Raw genomic sequence first — 18,781 nt, 5'->3', positions numbered from 1 at the left:
AGCAAACAGCAGTTGTAAATTTAAGGGACGGGGGCGGTAATTTCTGCTGGTGCCGCCCCTTCTGAAGGTACAGCTTGCTTTTCCAGTAATAGGCGCTGTTTGTTGCGAAATTCTGCGGCCGCATCGTTCAAATTTTTGCGCTGTTCGCTATTAAATTCTTCCATGCTGCGGCCGCCTCCCAAATTGGATCGGTGAATTAAATCAAATATTCCGCTGCCGCTGCTGCGGCCGGAAAATGGGTCGGTATTGTCTTGAGTTTGAAAGTCTTGCAGCGGTTGGGCATTATTTAAACCGCTGGCTTGAGCGAAGCTTGCTTGAGGCGAGAACAGAGCACAGGATGCGATCGCGCTTGCAGCAATCCCAATCATCCATTTGCCCGATTTAGAAGTTTTGGTGTTCATAATTTATTAGTTGAACTTTCAAAAAAACAATTCTATCTAAACAATATTCTGACTTGCGACTAAATATTATATTACTTCGCTGGGGCTAAGGACAGGGCAATGCCCATTGGTGTCAACTTAAGCCTGAAAGCCTTGAGAAATCTCGTTTTTACCTGAGTCCAGATCCCCCTAAATCCCCCTTAAGAAGGGGGACTTTGATCCATTTCCGGTTCCCCCCTTCTTAAGGGGGGCTAGGGGGGATCTAGGTTTAATAGTCAAACCGAAGTCTGTGACTGGGTTTGACGTTAAGTTGACATTAATGGGCTTTTGGAGTGTCCCTACAATTGATGGTGCAGGTTAAACGATCGCCCGCAGATTTGCTGCGATCGCCCTAACTAAGCAAACCGGCGTCTCAGCAGGGGTTGAATGCTCAGCAGCGCCACCAAATCAAACGCCAGCAATACTAACAGCGCTCCTCCAAAGGTGACAGTACCCCAAGGAGCTTGCATCACGACACTGGCTAGGGACCAATCGCTGTGCAGGTACAGGTAGCGGATCGGTTCGATGGCGTAACTCAGAGGATTGAGAGTCACCACAACTTGCAGCCACTCTGGCATAAATGACAGCGGCGCGAGGGCTGTGCTGGCAAATAACAGCGGCAGGTTAGTAACAAAAATTACCGCTATTAATTCTACGTGGCCGGGGAGAGCGAAGGCTAAACCCAGACTCAAGCCGGTGACGCCCAAAACTAATAGCAGGACAATTAGGGCGATCGCCCCTAGTCCGGCAATTCCGGGGAATCCCGCGCCCAAAAACGCCCCCGCTGTAACGATTGTGCCGGTTTGGATAAAGCTGAGGGTGACGATAAAAATAGCCGAAGCCAGGACGATCGAAAATCTCGAAGCCAACGGCGCGACTAATAAGCGGTTGAGAAATCCGAACTCGCGATCGAACATAATCGGCAAACCAGCATTCAGCGCCCCGGCAAAGGCTGTAAAAACAATTACACCAGCGCCGAGAAATTGTCCGTAATTCTGGCTTTCGCCGAACAAGCCTGCGGGTGCATTTTCAAACAGAGCTCCGAACAAAACCAACCACATCAGCGGCTGAATAATGCCTGCAACTAGCGTCGAGGGGCGACGCTGCAATTGAATAAACAGGCGCTTGGTTAAGGCGAGTGTTTCTTGGATGAAGTCGGCCAGCAGGGAAGTGGAAGTGTCAGCGGATGCCGTGGAGAGTGGCCGCTGCTGGTTGAGGTTGTTGGGGGATGTAACAGTACCGCTCATAATTGCTTGTTGATTAAATCTAACTCTCTTTACAGTAGCAAGTCTGGAGGTATTGGTGGTGTTGGGCGGGCGATCGGTCTAAAATTGAGAATAAGCTCATCAAATATGCTAAATAAAAACTTGATTTACTAGGAGGATAAAGCTATGTCATCAAGTGCGATCGCCACTTTGGTCAAAATCATGGAATCTTTGCCAGAAACTCTGCAAGATAGAGTTGTTGAACACCTGCAAGAGTACATTCTGAAATCAAATATTACTGTTCCTGTGAGTCCCAACGGTAAGTTAGAAATTCCCGCTGAGATTGAGGCTAAACTGAAGCCTGGGGATCGATATGCAGTTACAGTTACAGGAGATAGTATTGTTTTTCAGAAGGTAGCAGGTTTCGATTGGGAGGAATGGGAACGCCGAGTAGAAGCAGCGAGTCCAGATCCTGATGAGTTAACAATGGAAGAAATTTGCGAACTTGTGCGGGAAGTGCGTCGGGAGAAACGTTCTGAAATAGAGTCGCACAAATGAAAATTGTAGTGGATACTAATATCTTTGTGTCAGGCTGGCTGTGGGGAGGTATCCCAGCTCGTTTATTCAGATTAGCTCGAACTCGTCAACTCATAATTTGTGCTTCTGAACCAATACTAGCAGAATTAGAGAATACTTTGAACAAACAAAAAGTCCAGGCGAGATTACAGTCTTTGAGTTTTACCGTTAATGGTTTAATGAGCGGAACACGAGAGTTAGTGGAGATTTATCCGATTTCCACTATCAACGTGCCTGAGTTACGAGATGCTAATGACAATATGATTTTAGGAACTGCGATCGCTGCTGGTGCCGATGCAATTGTTACGGGCGATCTGGATTTGTTAGTGTTGCAGGAATATGAGGGGATTCCTATTGTTACGGCTAGGGAATTTTTGGAGCGTTATTTTCCAGAAAATTAGGGGGCGATCGCACTTGGGTTAAGTAAGGGCGATCGCTGACTTACAACTTAGCATTCCCAGGTTACGCAGTCAGAAGGCAGTTATGGTTTAGCAGCTTTAACATCTTCAACCATTTTAATCGCCTCTTTGATTGCAATTTGACCGCTTTCTACGGCCCTAATTAAATCCTGAGCGTCTTTCGGGCTAATTAAATTGAGCCTGACGGGTTCTTTCAAGGAAACAATAAATTTATTTTTATCGCTGTCTTCCAGCTTAGAGGCTCTTTCTTTGGCTTCAATATCTGTTACCTGTTTTTTTAAATTTTCAACCATTTCTGCTTGTTTTCCCTGGTCAAAAGTGCCATCCGATAACATTCGTTTTACCCCTACAAGACCAGCAGCACCTAAAGCTGCACCGCCAACAACTAATCCTACGGGAGGTGCAACGGTTATTAACCCAAATAGAAATGATGCACCACCGAAAGCTGCCACCGCCGCACCGGCACCGACAGCCCCCACTACACCAATGCCAATCTCTGCTAAAATCCCTAATTTATCGTGTGGGTTTTTTTCCAGTTGCTCAATTGCCTTCAGAATTTGCTCTTTGGTTGGCGTTTTATTGGCCGACATATTAAACCTCAATCTTTTTGCTAATTTGGGCAGTTAAGCAGTGATGACGTTGCGGAAAATTGTATTGAAAACGTCTATCAGTAATTGAAAAAAATCTTTGGCCATCTCAATAATCTCTTGAACAATTCCAATAATTCCATCAGACACCTCTTTGCCTCGATCGAGTCGGTGGCCGGCTATTGCACCAATTGGGATACCCAGCGCTGTTGCCAAAGGTTCTAATAACGGGCCGACAAATGGTATCGAACTTGCTAAAATTCTTACAGCGACACCCACAGCAACCCCTATCGCTAAATGGGGATGCGCTTTGACAAATTCTATGATTTTAATGAGGAGAATTTTGCCGATAAGTAAAACTTTGTTAGCAGCTTTTTTCGTGTATGTGGCAAGTTCATGCAGCCGCATCGAGACTTCATGCGGCAAGCCCATATCATTTAACCACACATACAAGTCGGTGCTACTCATTGCATCAGCATCGACTTGCCAGAGAGCAATTTTTAAATTAGCTTGCGGTAGGGATAATGCACTAGACATAATTTTTTATCCTCTTGGAAATTACCAAATTTTTACGCACATTTCACGAGGCGAAAACCCCCTAAACCTCTTGCAATTATTAAAAAAGCTGGTTGATAAAAAAGCCAACCCACGCGGATTAACACCGGCACTCCTACCCATGTCAAAACTAAGGGCAAAACTAATTTATGAGCCTTTTTATTTACTTCTTTGCTCACTGACGCAACCACATTTTAAGCAATTTTTTGCTTTAATGCCCCTCCTTAAAAAGTTTAACTTTAATTTTTATGTATTGTCCAGTAGGAGAATGTCACAATTGGCCAGGAGTTGATAAAATTAGCTAGCCGTTAAAAGTCACATTTTGCCCTCCTAAGTCAGAAAAAGTCAGAAAAAGTCAGAAAAAGTCTGATACAATAGATAAAACTTCCTACACCTACCCAATAAATGGATGTTCAAGAACTCTTAAGGTTTGCCGATGGCTTGGTGTTCACTAAGACGGGCAAACACCTAGACGATCTGCAACAGGCAGTAGTACGGGGAACTTGGCAAGGTAAAAGATACTCCGAAATTTCCCAAGAGGTTCATTGTACTGAACGCCATGTCAGAAATATTGCATCAAAGTTATGGCAAATTCTTTCAAAAATCTTAGAGGAAGATGTTAATAAATCCAATTTTAGCTCCACAATGGAAAGATATGAAATCTCTAAAATTTCAAATTCTGGTTATTTTAACCTTGTCCACAAAGGGAATATAAACGTCTGCACAGAAGCCTCACAGCCTCCAAAAGCTCCACAAAACTCACCCCCAACACCAACCTCGAATCAAGACGACACCCAACAAAAACCGCGACTCGATTTAAGAGATGCACCGGAACTCAAAACCTTCTACAACTACCCCAACTCACCCCTCACCACCCTCGAAAACTCGATCGCCCGCCAAAACTGCAGCCTCCTCACCATCACAGGCATGGCAGGCACCGGCAAAAGTGCGATCGCCCGTCACCTCATCCCCCAAATTCAAACTCAATTCGATCGCATCATCTGGCTCAGTCTCCGCACCTCCCCACCCCTCGAAACAACCCTCAAAAACCTGATTCAATTTCTATCCGATCGCACAGATATTAACTTTTCCGCCAACATCGATGCTCAGTTATCAATCCTAATCGAATATTTGCGAGACAATCGCTGTCTCATCATCCTCGATGACGTGCAGCAAATTCTCAGCAGCGGGCAACTTGCAGGAAATTACAAACCCGGATATGAAAACTACGGAACCCTATTTAAACTCATCGGCGAAATTCCCCACAACAGTTGCTTAATCCTCAATAGTTGGGAACCACCCTCAGACATCCTCACATTCACCGACGATAATTCAGCAGTACGTTTATTGCAGTTAACCCGTTTAGGTGAAGCCGCAACAGAAATTCTTAGACAAAAGGGTTTGTTGGATGAAGAAGCCTGGCCAGAATTGATTAACCTTTATCAAGGTAATCCCCTGTGGTTAAAATTAGTCGCTCAAACCATTAACAACTTATTTGGCGGTAGAGTCTCTCAATATTTAAGCTATCAACCAGTATTTTTAAGCGATGAATTGACACCGATATTGCAGCAGCATTATCAGCGGTTGTCGGAAATAGAAAAACAGGCTATTTCGCAACTTAGTAATGAACTCGAACCTGTTTCCTTTACTCAATTCCTGGCAAAATGTCAAGGTGCGCAGGGTGAATTATGTAAAGCAATTCAATCTTTAGCCAGACGGGGAATGATCGAAAAATTGAGCGGTGAAACAGAAACCGTTTTCACGATTCCACCTGTGTTAAAACAGTATGTTAAAATGGTGGCAGAATAGTCTTAAATATCTAGGGCTTGCTGAATAAGTGGTTCAAGTAAACACTGTATGGATTTTCGGACGAAGAAAGGTAGTAATGGTGCAAGAAAAACAGGTATAATGACTCAAAACCCGTGCATCACCATTTGCGCTCGTGTACCGAAAAGCTGAGCTTGCCCCAAGCCCCCCATCCGACTTTGAACTACCCTTTGAAGGAAGGTTGTCAGCAGATAACCGTTGGGTAAAGATGGCAGAACTTATCCCGTGGGATGAATTTGAAGCAGAATATGCTGAAAATTTCCCGACCGAAATGGGCGCACCCGCCAAGTCATTTAGGAGGGCATTGGGGGCATTAATTATCAAAGAGAAACTTGGAATTAGCGATAGAGAGACAGTAGAACAAATTCGTGAAAACCCCTATCTGCAATACTTTATCGGTCAATCAACCTACAGTAATGAACTCCCATTTGACCCATCACTATTAGTTCACTTTCGTCACCGAATTAGTGCGAACCTAATTAATAAAGTGAACGAACGCATGGTGGAAAAAGTGCGCGAAACTACCCCAGTCAAACCAGAAAAAAAAAAGGATTCGGACGCAAAAAATGAGTCACCCAATCAAGGAAAATTAATCATAGATGCGACCTGTGCCCCAGGAGATATTAGCTATCCGACCGACTTAGGACTATTAAACCGAGCCCGAGTTCATACCGAAAAAATCATCGACATTCTCTATAAATCTCTCACAGTAAAAATCAAGAAAAAACCCAGAACCTACCGAAAAATAGCCAGAAAAGACTACTTAGCAGTAGCCAAACAACGACGACCGACCCGAAACAAAAAAATCCAAGCAATTAAAAAACAACTGCAATATATCAAAAGAAACTTGGCTCATATCAATCAGCTAATCGAATCAGGTGCGACTCTGGAAAGTCTGACCAAAAAGCAATATAAAACTTTGCTAGTTCTCACAGAAGTCTATCGCCAACAACTCTGGTTATTTGAAAATAACAAACAGAGTATTGAGGACAGAATAGTAAGTGTAAGCCAACCCCACATCCGTCCCATTATTAGAGGTAAAGCAGGAAAACCAGTAGAGTTTGGAGCTAAACTGTCAGCGAGTTGCTTTGAGGGGTATGTGTTTTTGGAGCGAATAAGCTGGGATAATTTTAACGAATCAGGAGACTTAAAAGCCCAAGTAGAAGCATTTAAAAGTTACACAGGATACTATCCCGAATCAGTCCATGCAGATCGCATTTATCGAACAAGGGAAAACCGAGCTTGGTGTAAAGAAAGAGGAATTAGAATTAGTGGCCCTCCGTTAGGAAGGCCACCAGCAAATGTCAGTAAGGAAACAAAGAAACAAGCCTGGGAAGATGAGAGAGTTCGTAACTCTATTGAAGGCAAATTTGGACAAGGGAAAAGAAGATTTAGCTTGAATCGGGTGATGGCTAAACTTGATAATACTTCTGGTACAGCCATTGCTATTACTTTTTTAGTAATCAACCTTTCTACCTGGTTAAGACGGGTTTTTTGTGTGTTTTTCTGCCGATTTCCCAAAATAAGGTCTGGTTACGCTTCAATGATTGTCAAAAATTATATTTTGGTCAATTACAAAAACCAAAACTTATGCTTCGCCGAACTTGAATCACCCATCAATTGCGATCGTGATTTTCCCTAACTTATTCAGCAAGCCCTATCTAGCTAAATGAGAGCAAACCACTATCGCAACTCAAACCCAACCTCAACAAATGCTCACTTTCGATCGATTCATCAAGCAACTTCCAGATGAAGACGGACGCTATGAACTTGTTAAGGGAGAAATTCTCAAAATATTACCAACAATCAGACTGCACGAAAATGTAGCTGATTTCCTTGAAAATACGTTCCAAGACGAGGTAAAAAGACTCCACCTGAATTACAGGGTATCTGGCCGAATTGTAGTCAGGACATTAACCCCGAATGGTAAAGAACAAGGCCGCCATCCTGATATTACAGTAGTAGACAAAACCCTCTGGAAATCGCAGCCGTTCGCCTATTCAGCCCTAACTGAACCACCACAATTAGTTGTAGAAGTTGTCTCAACAAATTGGGAAGATGATTATATCGACAAGCTAGATGAATATCAGCGGCTGGGAATTTCTGAATATTGGATTGTCGATTATTTAGCTTTGGGTAGCAGAAACTATTTGGGCAACCCGAAAGAGCCGACTGTTTTTGTTTATCTACTTGATGAAAATGGGGTTTATCAAATGACGGCTTACCGAGGGAGCGATCGCATAATATCCCGAACTTTCTCAGAATTAGCACTGACAGCAGAGCAAGTATTGGATGTATGATCTCAAATTCAGCTTAAATATCGGTTTATCTCGTTTATGAACAGGCAAGATGCCTGTTCCACAAGAAAATTCACTCTTTGTGGAACAGGCATCTTGCCTGTTTCTGACGAACTTTTCCCTTCCTTCAAACTACGATCGCATCGCCTGTTTTTGCTCAGCCTTCAAATCGCGGTTGCTAGCAGCAGCCAACTCCGCATCCAACAGCGTCTTACCCGTCGCCGCCAAATACACATCATCCAAACTCGGCCGAGATTGAGCAATCCCAAAAGTAGGCAATCCCGCATCTTTTAAAGCTTGCTGAATAGTCACCAGCGCATCGCTTTGCGGTGTTACTACTAAATTGAGAGAATTTCCTTGAGCGGTATTGACAATTACTTCTTGCACAAAAGGCAGAGATTGCATCAGATTTTTAGCTTTTTCAGCTTCTTCGATCGGCGAAAACTCCCGAATCCGCAGAGTCACCCGATCGCCCCCAACCCGATTTTTCAACTCTTCTGGCGTGCCCTCAGCAATCACCGTACCCTTGTCAATAATCGCCACGCGATCGGCCAAAGCGTCAACTTCTTCGAGATAGTGACTCGTAATCAAAACCGTCGTACCTTCCTCCCGCAAGCGGCGCAGGAAATCCCACACCACCACCCGGCTTTCAATATCGAGCCCGACAGTCGGTTCGTCTAACACCAAAACATCAGGCTGATGCAGCAATCCAGCAGCCAAATCCAAGCGCTTGCGGATACCGCCGGAATAAGTGCCCGTCTTTTTATTTTCCCACTCCTCCAAACCGAGGAGTTTCACCATTTCGTCAATCCGCCCTTTAATCCTAGGGCGCGGCAAATGGTAAAGCGCTGCTTGCAGTTGCAGGAGTTCCCGCCCCGTCAGCACCTTATCGAGAGCCACTTCTTGGGCGACATAGCCTAGTCTTTGTCTGGCAATTCTCGGCTGACTGACAGCAGAAATGCCAGACACTTCAATGCGTCCGCTATCGGGCGCACTCAAAGTACAAAGTACCCGCAGGGTTGTGGTTTTGCCTGCACCGTTGGGGCCTAGCAAACCAAATATTTCCCCCGGTTCTACCTTGAAGGAAACATCTTTAACGGCTTCTACAGTGCCGTAGCGTTTCTGAAGATTTTCAATTAAAACGGCGGGAGCCATATATTTTGGGGATGAACTGGTTGTTAATATTTTGACACTTCCGGGCTCAAATTGCCGGAATGGTCGATCGACCAATGCGACTGGCGGTGCTTGTAACGATCGCACAATCCTCCTCAACCGGAAACTGCTTCTAGTTTTGATTCTTAATACCAGTTTAAAAAATATTAACTTTATAGCGGTTCTCAACCCTGATATTCATCAGTTTTCCCACTCTCCAATCTCCAATCTCACATCCAAAAAATTATGAGTCTTGAGTTAATTCTAACTTCTCAGTTAGTAACTCAAAACTCACAATTGTTCAACAAGTAGAGATGCACCCGAAACCTGTTATTTTATAATTATCTCTACCTATAGGCTGATGTGTAGCGAGATTTTGATAATTAACACACTGGTCAAACACATCACACTTTCGAGCCAACTATTAAACACAAAAAACTTCCCGAAGTGGCAAGTTCTACTTGTAACGAGTTCCCAAAAAAATGTAACTGTAGGCCCGTGTTCTCAACCCCGATAGTTATCAGTTATTACCAATTCTTTAATCGAAAATCGAAAATGGTATTAACTCCCCTAAAGGGAGTGGCTGCCAGGTCTTTAATCGACTATTTTTACCCAACCGCGGCGAACGTTGTACAGCAGTCGGTTGATGATGGCATACTCATCTTCATTCAGTGTTCTTTCTAAAAGTGCAGATCTGAGCTGTCTCCGGTCGTGGCGAGTCACGACGCTGGAGAACATGACCTGACCAAATAACTCTTCGAGTGTCATTTGGGATACTGACATGGTAAACCTCCTAGTTGATTGAGACAGATAAAATTTTCACAGGCTGACTGTAATCCTATTATGCTCTTTGCGATCGACTTCAAAGGCGATCGAAAACATTGACACGGTGTGATTTTTCGGCTAAAAATCTGTGACCGAGACTTTGATGCCCAGTGACTTGGATCTCTTAAATTTGTGATGCTTGTCACTAAAGTCACAAGTCAGAGGGAAAAAGACCATCAAGCGCGATCGCCCTCAAAAACTCTCCATCTCGTCCTCATGGCTTCTCAAGATCATTTTCCCCTATGCCAATTTTCCAGCTAATTGAGGCATCGGTCAATAGTCGCCACAACCGACTCCGCCAACTCTTTCAGCGCGTAACCCCCCTCCAAACCAAAGGCGATGCGGCGGGTGAGTTGCAGGCAGTATCCGGTGAAAGTACCGAAATCTGACGGCATCAGAGTCATGCTCGCCAGCGGATCGGACGCAGTAGCGTCATAACCAGCGCTGACAATCAACAAATCCGGTTCAAATTTGGACAAAAAAGGCACGACAAGAGATTCAAAGGCGCTCAGGTATTCAGCTATGCCACCGCCCGGATACAGGGGAATGTTCAGCACGTTGTCGTAGGTACCGCGCTCCTCGGCATCTCCCGTTCCCGGATAGCACGGAGATTGGTGCAGGGAACAGTAGGCAATTTGCCGGCAGTTTTCCACCAAAGATTGAGTGCCGTTGCCGTGGTGCACGTCCCAGTCGAGGACAGCGACGCGGTTGATTCCCGGCTGTTCCAAGGCGTAGTGAGCGGCGATCGCAGCATTGGAAAACAAGCAAAAACCCATCGCGCGGGCGTTTTCGGCGTGGTGTCCCGGCGGCCTGGCCAGCACAAAAGCCGGTTCCCCCGCAGCCACCACTCGATCGACCCCATCGAGCCAAGCACTCGCCGCTAGCAGCGCTACATCGTAACTTTCAGCAGAAATCGGCGTATCGCCGTCGAGGTAGCCACCTCCCCGATGAGCCAAATGTTCGACTTCTTTGATGTATCTTTGCGAGTGAACTTTTTTGATAGCCGAGAACAGTTGTTGTTCGCGGTGCGCCACTGGGGTAGGCAGTTGCCACTCAATTTGATCCCCCCAGGGAGCAGCTTTCAGAGCGTTGACGATCGCCGTTAAACGTTCTGGTCGCTCTGGGTGAAGCATTCCAGTCTTGTGCAGCAAGAAATCTTCGGAGTAGATGACGGGTAGCATCGGCTGATTTTAGATTTTAGATTTTAGATTTTAGATTTTTAGTTAGCTTTAAGAAGGCCTTCGGTTTTGTGAAATTAAAATTTCGATCGAGTAACCATTTTAATTTCTTATATGGCCGTCAAAAAAACTCACGAAAGCATGAAACCCGACCGCCTAAAAAAACCTTTTTAGCTTTTGCCAACTGCTGACAAAATCACCAACTGACAAACTATCAATTGTGCTTGTTTCGTTCCTTAATTTTTCTGGCAACTTTCCCATAAAGTCCAAGGCAAATTGTGATATAATTTCAGGAGTAATTGGCAATATTTGGCAGCTCTACTGAATCCAAACCGATTTTATCGCATTTTTGAGATTTATAGCGGTCAAATTTAAATTTTTAACGGAGTTTTTCAACCTATGAGCACCTCTGAGTCGCGGATAATCCCGACGGATCTGGGTAATGAGATGTCCCGATCGTACTTGGAATACGCCATGAGCGTAATAGTCGGTCGGGCGCTACCAGATGCCAGGGACGGTCTCAAGCCCGTTCACCGACGCATTCTTTACGCCATGAACGAATTGGGCTTGACTCCCGATCGACCTTTCCGCAAATGCGCCCGCGTCGTGGGGGAGGTGCTGGGCAAGTATCACCCGCACGGAGATACAGCGGTTTACGACGCCCTGGTGCGGATGGCTCAGGATTTTTCCATGCGGGAACGCCTGATCAACGGCCACGGCAACTTCGGCTCCGTTGACAACGACCCGCCCGCTGCCATGCGGTACACCGAATGTCGCCTCACAGCTTTGACTAGCGACTCCATGCTGCGCGACATCGACTCGGAAACAGTTGATTTCGGCGACAACTTCGACGGTTCCCAGCAAGAACCCCTCGTACTCCCCGCACGCATCCCCCAAATTTTGCTCAACGGTTCCTCCGGGATTGCTGTAGGGATGGCCACCAACATTCCGCCCCACAATTTAGGCGAAATAATTGACGGTTTAGTAGCACTAATTCACAATCCCGCAATTACCGACCTGGAATTGATGCAGTACATCCCCGGCCCGGACTTTCCCACCGGAGGGCAAATTCTGGGTAGAGGTGGCATTCGCGATGCTTACACCACCGGGCGCGGTTCGATTACAATGCGCGGAGTCGCCAACATTGAAACCATCGAACATCCCGGTCGCCCCGACAAAGAAGCAATTATTATCACCGAATTGCCTTACCAAACAAACAAGGCAGGGCTAATTGAGAAAATTGCTGAACTTGTCAACGACAAAAGATTAGATGGAATTTCCGACATTCGCGACGAAAGCGATAGAGACGGAATGCGGATCGTGATCGAACTCAAGCGCGACGCCTATCCCCGCGTCGTCCTCAACAACCTCTATAAACAAACACCCCTCCAAGCCAACTTTGGAGCCAATATGTTAGCGCTAGTAAACGGGGAACCCCAACTACTTACGCTCTCGCAATTCCTCAATGTCTTCCTAGACTTTCGCATTGAGACAATTACTCGCCGGACTCAATTTGAACTCCGCAAAGCAGAAGAACGCGACCACCTTCTGCAAGGCTTATTAATTGCCCTAGACAACTTAGATGCAATTATTCACTTAATTCGCGCCGCTGCCGACTCCGCAGCAGCCAAACAAGAATTGATGGATAATTACGGTCTTTCGGAACAGCAATCCGACGCAATTCTGCAAATGCAGCTCCGGCGTTTGACAGCATTAGAAGCGCAAAAAATTCAGCAAGAACACGAAGAATTGCGAGCTAAAATTGCCGATTTGGAAGATATCTTAGCGCGCCGGGAACGCATCTTAGAAATCGCCGAATTTGAAGCAGTCGAAATCCAAACCAAAATCGCCACTCCTAGACGCAGCGTCATCGAACACGCAGAAGGAGAAATCGATGAAAGAGATTTAATTGCCAACGAACAAGCAATTATTCTGATCACAGAGCAAGGCTACATCAAGCGGATGCCTGTCAGCACTTTCGAGGCCCAAAGTCGCGCTACTCGCGGCAAAGCAGGCGCGAAAATGAAAGAAGACGACGGAGTAGAACATTTCCTTTCCTGCTGCGATCATGACAGCGTTTTGTTCTTCAGTGACAGGGGCGTAGTTTACTCTGTCAAAGCTTATCAAATTCCCATCTGTTCCCGGACTGCCCGCGGCACTCCCGTGGTGCAACTGCTGCCGATTCCTATAGAAGAAAAAATCACTTCTATGGTGTCAGTCACAGAATTCACCAGCGAAGAATACTTGGTAATGTTGACTCGCGGCGGCTACATCAAAAAAACCGCACTTTCAGCTTTTGGCAACATCCGCACTAATGGATTAATCGCCATTTCTCTAGAAGAAGGCGACCAACTGCGCTGGGTGCAGAGAGCAAAAGTGGGCGACAGCATCATCATCGGTACGCGCCAAGGCATGGCAATTCATTTCCGCACCAATCACGAACAGTTGCGCCCAGTCGGCCGCGCGACGCGGGGTGTAAAATCAATGAAATTGCGATCGGGCGATGAGTTGATCAGCATGGACATCTTGCCCAGTTCAATTGTTGCCGAAATTCCTGAATTGGAAACTGAAGACTCCGAATTGGAAGTAGCAGAAATTGCTCAATTAGAAACGGGCGACTCGGAATTTGAAGGGGCAGAAATTGCAGAATTGGAAACGGAAGAGTCGGAAGTGGAAGATGAAGAATTAGAACTGCAAGCCGAGGGAATTGAAGGCGAAGAGGTCGAAGAAATTTCGGCAGTTAGCAGCGAAGTTCCTTCGGTGTTGGTAATCACCACCAACGGCTACGGCAAGCGGGTTCCTGTTTCTCAATTCCGCCTACAAAGACGGGCGGGCAAGGGATTGACTGCTACTAAATTCAAGTCGAAAAAGGGTAAGGATCAGGTAGCTGCCCTGCGAATTGTCAACGAAGATGACGAATTGATGATCATTACCAACCGAGGTATTATTATCCGTCAGGCTGTGAGTGCAATTTCTACTCAATCGCGCACAGCAACAGGTGTGCGGGTGCAGCGGTTAGATGAGGATGATTCGATCGTAGCTGTGGCTTTAGTACCGCCTGCTGGTGAAGAATCGGCCGAAGAATTGGAATGTGAGGAAGTGGCAGAATAGTCATAGGTTAATAGTTTGTAAGGTGCGCGCTGCGTACCTTACTGCTGAATTGTAAAAATGCGATCGTCTATTCCCGGTTTCTGCCTCCAAAACTGGTCAACATTTAATACTAATTCTGAAAAGATATATGTAGGGACACGGCAATGCCGTGTCCTTAATGCGATCGTTGACAATCGAGCCGATAATTGCTATAGCATAATAGAATCAAAAAGTTAATAGCAAAAGTCGGTAAAAATGCCTTATTTAACAGCAGCAAACGACATCAAAGCACTCATAGCTAAATTTTACCAAGCTAAAATCCTGTGGGTGGATACAGAAATAGCAGACTATAAATCCAACCCCAGATTATCTCTGATTCAGGTGTTAGCTGACTCCACAGATTCGACGGGAGATGCCACTTTTCTACTCGATGTCTTGGATCAACCTGAATTGGCAAAAGATTTCATCAACCAAATCATGGTCAATCCAGATATTGAAAAAGTCTTGCACAACGCCAGCTATGACATCAGATTTCTAGGCAATGACGAGGCTCAAAATGTCACTTGCACATTGAAAATGGCGACAAAGATTCCCACTTACATTCTGCCCTTACCTAATCGACAACTCAAAACTTTAATAGAAACACTTTGCGGCATTGCTTATGTAGATAAAACAGAACAAAGCGGCGATTGGGCAAAGCGTCCCCTGACCCAGAAGCAGCTAGAATATGCCAAGATGGACGCGGTTTATTTAGCTGGAGTGCATCGCCGCCTGCTAGAAATCCTTGCCCAATGTTACCCCGAACCCGCAACGGAAAACTTGACAGCATTGGGCGAAAAATATCAGGAAATAGAATCTCAGTGGAAGCCGCTAGATTCAGAAATCGCTGAAGTGAAAGAACGCATTAAAGCAGGGATGCTGGCCCAAAAGCTCAAAGACAGTTCTTATTTTGAGCTTTCCAGTTCGATAACGATGAAAGTTGATTTTATGACGCTGGCCAGACTGACGCAAACTGAGGGAATTGAGTTAAATTTTCCGGTAACGCTGACGAAAGAAATTCAAAAACAGTTAGGCCAACTCATCGCTCATCCATCTTTGGAAGTTGAGGATATTGCGAGTTTGCGGTTAAATTCTAATGTACAGCAACGGCGGAAATCTACTAAGAAAATTGCGCCGGAACCGGAGAGTGAGGATTTAACAGCATTGGGGGAAAGGTACAAAGAAATTTTGCCTGAATGGAAGTTGCTGGATTCAGAAGTTGAGCATCTGAAAGAGCGCATTAAAAAAGCAATGTTGGTGCAAAATAAGAGAAATACTCCCGATTTTAAGTTATCCAGTTCCTCGATTTTGAAGGTAGATTTTGCTAGATTGGCAAAACTTGCGCTATCTGTAGGGGTTGAGTTAGATTTTATGGTGACGCTGACTCAATACATCCAAAAGCGGTTAGGGGAAGCTATTAACAAAATTGATGTGCAAATTGAGTATATTACCAGTTGGCGGATGACGGCTAAGACTCTGGAAGATGAAGATGAGGAAATTCCGTTTTAAATAGAGGGCGGGTACGGGGATACCGCCCTTACAGTATAAACGAATCGCGTTTCATTTTTGCTGTGTGTACCGCGACTAAGCTTGTTCTTCCAAATACTCTGCAACTGCTTGCAAATCTTCCAATCCTCGGTTCAAGCTGTTAAGCATAGCTTCCCCAGTTTCAGTATCAAAGTTGAGTTTAGGATTTTGGAAAGCTAACTCTTGAATTGCTTCTAGCCATAGTGAAAGCGGTACCTGGCGAACCGCTTCCCGTAACCCCATATTTGCCAATACTGCAAGATAAAAACCTGTCAAGTCTTGCCCTCCATAGCCATAGAAACCATGCCGCAGTTCTAGCTTTTCGGGGGTGTAGGCTGCATATTGATCGAAAGTGATCGGTGTGCGATCGAGTTTTGGTTGTGGGAGTGGAGGTGTATCCATATTTTTTGACCGGATTTGTTACTATCGACTACGCCTTTGCAGTTCATTTCAATCAGCCCTATTTAACCAAGGTGGGCAAATGCCCACCCTACTTTCTACTTTCCTACCGTGAAATACTCATTCTTAGCATACACGCTAATAATGCAGTCTCCGACTTCAAAAAACATCCCCTCTTGCTCATCTTTAGAAAATTGCAAGTTGCCGTATTTAGAATTAATTTCCTCAGCAGTCGCCGCTTTTGCCTCCATTTCATCCGGGATAAGTCCGGTAGAACCGATATAGAAAACCAGCGGTGAAACTTTTTCGCTGTACACTTTTTCAGCATAAGCTTCCAGTCGCTCGTTTGCATTAGCTAAAGCAGCGACAAATTCGTCTCGCTTGACATCTTCTTCCTGCCATTTCGCTTGCAAAAGGCGCAGCAAACTATCTGCACCCACTTTCGCTAAAGTAGCGCTAACAATTCCGTTATCCTCCAACCCCAGAAACTCATCGAAAATCTGTTTCATCAAGTCGTCAACTTTGGTGATTTTTGTTCGGGATGACAGGGTTTTGTGTGCGAAGACAACAGGCTCATCTAAGGTGATGTCAAATGTCGGTTTTGCTAGCTTTTCGCCCGTGTTTTTGTGGTAAGCTTCATAAAGGCGATCGAGAAATTTGTTGGCCGAGTGCAATTTGCCGAAGTTGAGGATGTTTTTGCTGCCGATGTCGATTTTGTAGCTGACTCGCGAATCTACTGAACCGTTGGCGATCGCACTTTTTAATTCCGTGTATTCCGTCGTCGTCGGAAAGTTGATGTAAAGGCTTTTGGACAGATAATGCTGTTTCAATTCTTCTAATTGTTCCGCAGTGTAAGCCTCGGATTCCTCCTTCAAATGAGCCGAGAGAATGCTAGAGAGAATTTTGATTTCTGCGAGTTCCTCAAACACTCCGTCAAGGCTGCCGTAACGCCCGTCAAAAGGCACGAGGGGCAAAGTCTCTAACTTTATATCGTACTCTGAACGGAAGTCAAATTCTTGCACAGGCGAACCGTCTTTTTCAAGGACACCGCATTTTTTGAGCAAATCAAACACTGGTTTGCTGCTGATTTTGGTTCGCAGCGACTTAATATTAACTTCGCCGTCGCTGACAATGGTATAATTGTTGAAAGTAGTGAGGTCTGTAACTAGAATTCCCGCCACTTCTGCGATTAAAGTTCCATCCTCAACTTTTACCAGCTTAGCTTTTCGGGTAATCAGCATATTGATGGTAGCGGTATTTTGATTGATGGCAAATGAACCCATTTGCACGTATTCGCCACCATCTAAGAATTCAGTTTTCAGCCAAGGGTTGACAAGGTTGCCGTTTTCGTCTCGCTTTCCTTCAATTCGCTTCAAACCTTTTCGCTGATAATTTTCTTGCAAGTGTTTCAAGTTGATGATGATGCTGTTGCTGTTTTCCTCCAATATCTTGATTAACTCCAGCAGGGAAATTTTCTCGCTGACTTTTACCCGATCGCCAATTTCATGATTTTTCAACACTTCAGGCGCAAAAACAGCCTCTTCCAAATCTTCCGTAAACTCCGCTATTTGGGCATTTGTCAAAGCTTTAGCGTGTTTTTCCGTCAAAGTAGCGTCGAAGGTACTCACCAGCGCATACTTAGCCGTATTTAAATTGCCGTCAGCGAGGTTAGCTTTCGCAAAAGCAAACACTGACTCATCAGTTTGAGCAACGGGAACATGTAGTTTGTCATACTCATCTTTGGCGACTTTCTGATATTTGTAAAACAGTCCGCGATCCTCTGCTTTCAGCCCGCAGATTTTCAGCGTGCTCGATGAACCGTTGATTTTCTTGCCGCTTTTGGAAACAAAAACTTGATAATCATATTCCTTAATTAACGGTTCTTCCAGCGCAGGTGCAACGGAACTGCCTAACAGTTTTGTGCTATCGTAAAGAGCATCATAAACCATGTTGACTTCGCCAGCGCGGATGCAATTTCCCGATAATGTGTTGGCGATTTTGGAGAGCAGTTTGAAGTCAGCATCGGCATAGGATATCGTGTTGGCAAACACATCCATGTCTTTGAGTTCTTCGCAAATTTCCCCTAGTTTTGCAGCTTCCGAATTGGCACTGGGGTCATTTGCATAGCCGTCTGTGTGCAAATTGATCGCTGTCATTTCTCCCGCTTTAACCAGAGATTTAGCGAGTTGCATCGACTGCGATATGCAGGTAGAGCCAGCCGTGTGGATTTTTTGAATTTCTTTGATGTATTGAGAGTCAAACTTCAGCACTTCTTGAATTGGAATTCGCTGGAAATGACAAATTACGTCCCCATTGCTAGCATAGGAAATCAGGCTGACAATTAGCTGGTAATTGTTGTACTCGTCTAAGGTCAAAAGCTTGATTAGGGTTTCTTTCAGCGGTTCTAAGTCATAATACATTGAGCCGGAACGGTCGATGATGATGATGCTGTGAGCGACGGATTTTTCTGGGATCTCACCGGGCTTTCTTTCTAAATTAATGCGATCGACTAGATAGAATGCCTTTGCGTTTCCGGCAAAATTGTAGAGGGTAAATTTGGTGCGAGTATTGGAGGCTGCTTGGCTGCTGGAACTTTTGACTTGAGATGATTGTTTTGCTTGCCGTGCCATAGTTTTCACCTATGTTGACTTATTCCTCAACTTAATCATGACACGCGCTTCTGTGG

The 18,781-nt window shown here is 45.1% G+C and carries 16 protein-coding genes; 7 read left to right on the top strand and 9 right to left on the bottom strand.

Annotated features, from left to right (window positions below):
- Positions 1-20: 20 nt before the first annotated feature.
- Both NDI35_RS24395 and NDI35_RS24390 read right to left on the bottom strand, forming a co-directional pair.
- Positions 21-401, bottom strand: coding sequence for a hypothetical protein (locus tag NDI35_RS24395; protein WP_445314967.1), 381 nt, complete (start codon positions 399-401; stop codon positions 21-23).
- 374 nt (positions 402-775) lie between these two features.
- Positions 776-1,666 carry an ABC transporter permease gene (locus NDI35_RS24390; protein ID WP_445314966.1) on the bottom strand — a complete coding sequence of 297 codons (891 nt, stop codon included), beginning with the start codon at positions 1,664-1,666 and terminating at the stop codon, positions 776-778.
- Positions 1,667-1,810: 144 nt separating this feature from the next.
- Between NDI35_RS24390 and NDI35_RS24385 the strand changes: the two genes are divergently transcribed.
- A complete protein-coding gene (locus tag NDI35_RS24385) occupies positions 1,811-2,182 on the top strand; it encodes a hypothetical protein (RefSeq protein ID WP_445314965.1) in 372 nt (123 codons plus the stop codon).
- Positions 2,179-2,601: a putative toxin-antitoxin system toxin component, PIN family gene (locus NDI35_RS24380; RefSeq protein WP_445314964.1), complete on the top strand. Its 423-nt coding sequence runs from the start codon at positions 2,179-2,181 to the stop codon at positions 2,599-2,601. The genes NDI35_RS24385 and NDI35_RS24380 overlap by 4 nt, the downstream gene beginning before the upstream one ends.
- Before the next feature lie 80 nt (positions 2,602-2,681).
- Here the strand turns inward: NDI35_RS24380 and NDI35_RS24375 are convergent, their stop codons facing one another.
- Together NDI35_RS24375 and NDI35_RS24370 are read right to left on the bottom strand one after the other, a co-directional pair.
- Complete coding sequence (locus NDI35_RS24375; RefSeq protein ID WP_445314963.1) at positions 2,682-3,209, bottom strand: hypothetical protein; 528 nt, start codon at positions 3,207-3,209, stop codon at positions 2,682-2,684.
- A 33-nt stretch (positions 3,210-3,242) separates the two neighbouring features.
- Positions 3,243-3,743: a hypothetical protein gene (locus tag NDI35_RS24370; RefSeq protein ID WP_445314962.1), complete on the bottom strand. Its 501-nt coding sequence runs from the start codon at positions 3,741-3,743 to the stop codon at positions 3,243-3,245.
- A gap of 423 nt (positions 3,744-4,166) precedes the next feature.
- On the opposite strand from NDI35_RS24370, the gene NDI35_RS24365 reads away from it, so the two are divergent.
- The 3 genes from NDI35_RS24365 (at position 4,167) to NDI35_RS24355 (ending at position 7,888) form a co-directional block, all read left to right on the top strand.
- Complete coding sequence (locus tag NDI35_RS24365) at positions 4,167-5,570, top strand: helix-turn-helix domain-containing protein (RefSeq protein ID WP_445314961.1); 1,404 nt, start codon at positions 4,167-4,169, stop codon at positions 5,568-5,570.
- A 133-nt stretch (positions 5,571-5,703) separates the two neighbouring features.
- Positions 5,704-7,230 carry an IS5 family transposase gene (locus NDI35_RS24360; protein WP_445314960.1) on the top strand — a complete coding sequence of 509 codons (1,527 nt, stop codon included), beginning with the start codon at positions 5,704-5,706 and terminating at the stop codon, positions 7,228-7,230.
- A 70-nt stretch (positions 7,231-7,300) separates the two neighbouring features.
- Positions 7,301-7,888 carry a Uma2 family endonuclease gene (locus tag NDI35_RS24355; protein ID WP_445314959.1) on the top strand — a complete coding sequence of 196 codons (588 nt, stop codon included), beginning with the start codon at positions 7,301-7,303 and terminating at the stop codon, positions 7,886-7,888.
- Positions 7,889-8,017: 129 nt separating this feature from the next.
- Here NDI35_RS24355 and NDI35_RS24350 read toward each other — a convergent pair whose 3' ends face one another.
- The 3 genes from NDI35_RS24350 to NDI35_RS24340 all read right to left on the bottom strand — a co-directional run bounded on the left by NDI35_RS24350 (position 8,018) and on the right by NDI35_RS24340 (position 11,043).
- Positions 8,018-9,040 carry an ABC transporter ATP-binding protein gene (locus NDI35_RS24350; protein WP_333250859.1) on the bottom strand — a complete coding sequence of 341 codons (1,023 nt, stop codon included), beginning with the start codon at positions 9,038-9,040 and terminating at the stop codon, positions 8,018-8,020.
- Between the two features lie 591 nt (positions 9,041-9,631).
- Positions 9,632-9,820, bottom strand: coding sequence for a hypothetical protein (locus NDI35_RS24345; RefSeq protein ID WP_015175516.1), 189 nt, complete (start codon positions 9,818-9,820; stop codon positions 9,632-9,634).
- Positions 9,821-10,119: 299 nt separating this feature from the next.
- Positions 10,120-11,043, bottom strand: a complete 924-nt coding sequence (locus NDI35_RS24340; protein WP_445314958.1) for a histone deacetylase family protein — start codon at positions 11,041-11,043, stop codon at positions 10,120-10,122.
- Between the two features lie 396 nt (positions 11,044-11,439).
- Between NDI35_RS24340 and gyrA the strand changes: the two genes are divergently transcribed.
- Both gyrA and NDI35_RS24330 read left to right on the top strand, forming a co-directional pair.
- Positions 11,440-14,151 carry a DNA gyrase subunit A gene (gene gyrA / locus NDI35_RS24335; protein ID WP_445314957.1) on the top strand — a complete coding sequence of 904 codons (2,712 nt, stop codon included), beginning with the start codon at positions 11,440-11,442 and terminating at the stop codon, positions 14,149-14,151.
- 234 nt (positions 14,152-14,385) lie between these two features.
- Positions 14,386-15,678, top strand: a complete 1,293-nt coding sequence (locus NDI35_RS24330) for a ribonuclease D (RefSeq protein WP_445314956.1) — start codon at positions 14,386-14,388, stop codon at positions 15,676-15,678.
- A gap of 75 nt (positions 15,679-15,753) precedes the next feature.
- On the opposite strand, the gene NDI35_RS24325 is transcribed toward NDI35_RS24330, so the two are convergent.
- Together NDI35_RS24325 and NDI35_RS24320 are read right to left on the bottom strand one after the other, a co-directional pair.
- Positions 15,754-16,098 carry a hypothetical protein gene (locus tag NDI35_RS24325; protein ID WP_333153902.1) on the bottom strand — a complete coding sequence of 115 codons (345 nt, stop codon included), beginning with the start codon at positions 16,096-16,098 and terminating at the stop codon, positions 15,754-15,756.
- Positions 16,099-16,193: 95 nt separating this feature from the next.
- Positions 16,194-18,725, bottom strand: a complete 2,532-nt coding sequence (locus tag NDI35_RS24320; RefSeq protein WP_445314955.1) for a vWA domain-containing protein — start codon at positions 18,723-18,725, stop codon at positions 16,194-16,196.
- Between the last annotated feature and the right edge of the window lie 56 nt (positions 18,726-18,781).

Source organism: Microcoleus vaginatus FACHB-2002, assembly GCF_040004035.1.
Taxonomy (GTDB): domain Bacteria; phylum Cyanobacteriota; class Cyanobacteriia; order Cyanobacteriales; family Microcoleaceae; genus Microcoleus; species Microcoleus vaginatus_C.
The sequence above is the reverse complement of the archived record's forward strand: the minus strand, read 5'-3'. Positions and strand labels throughout refer to the sequence as shown.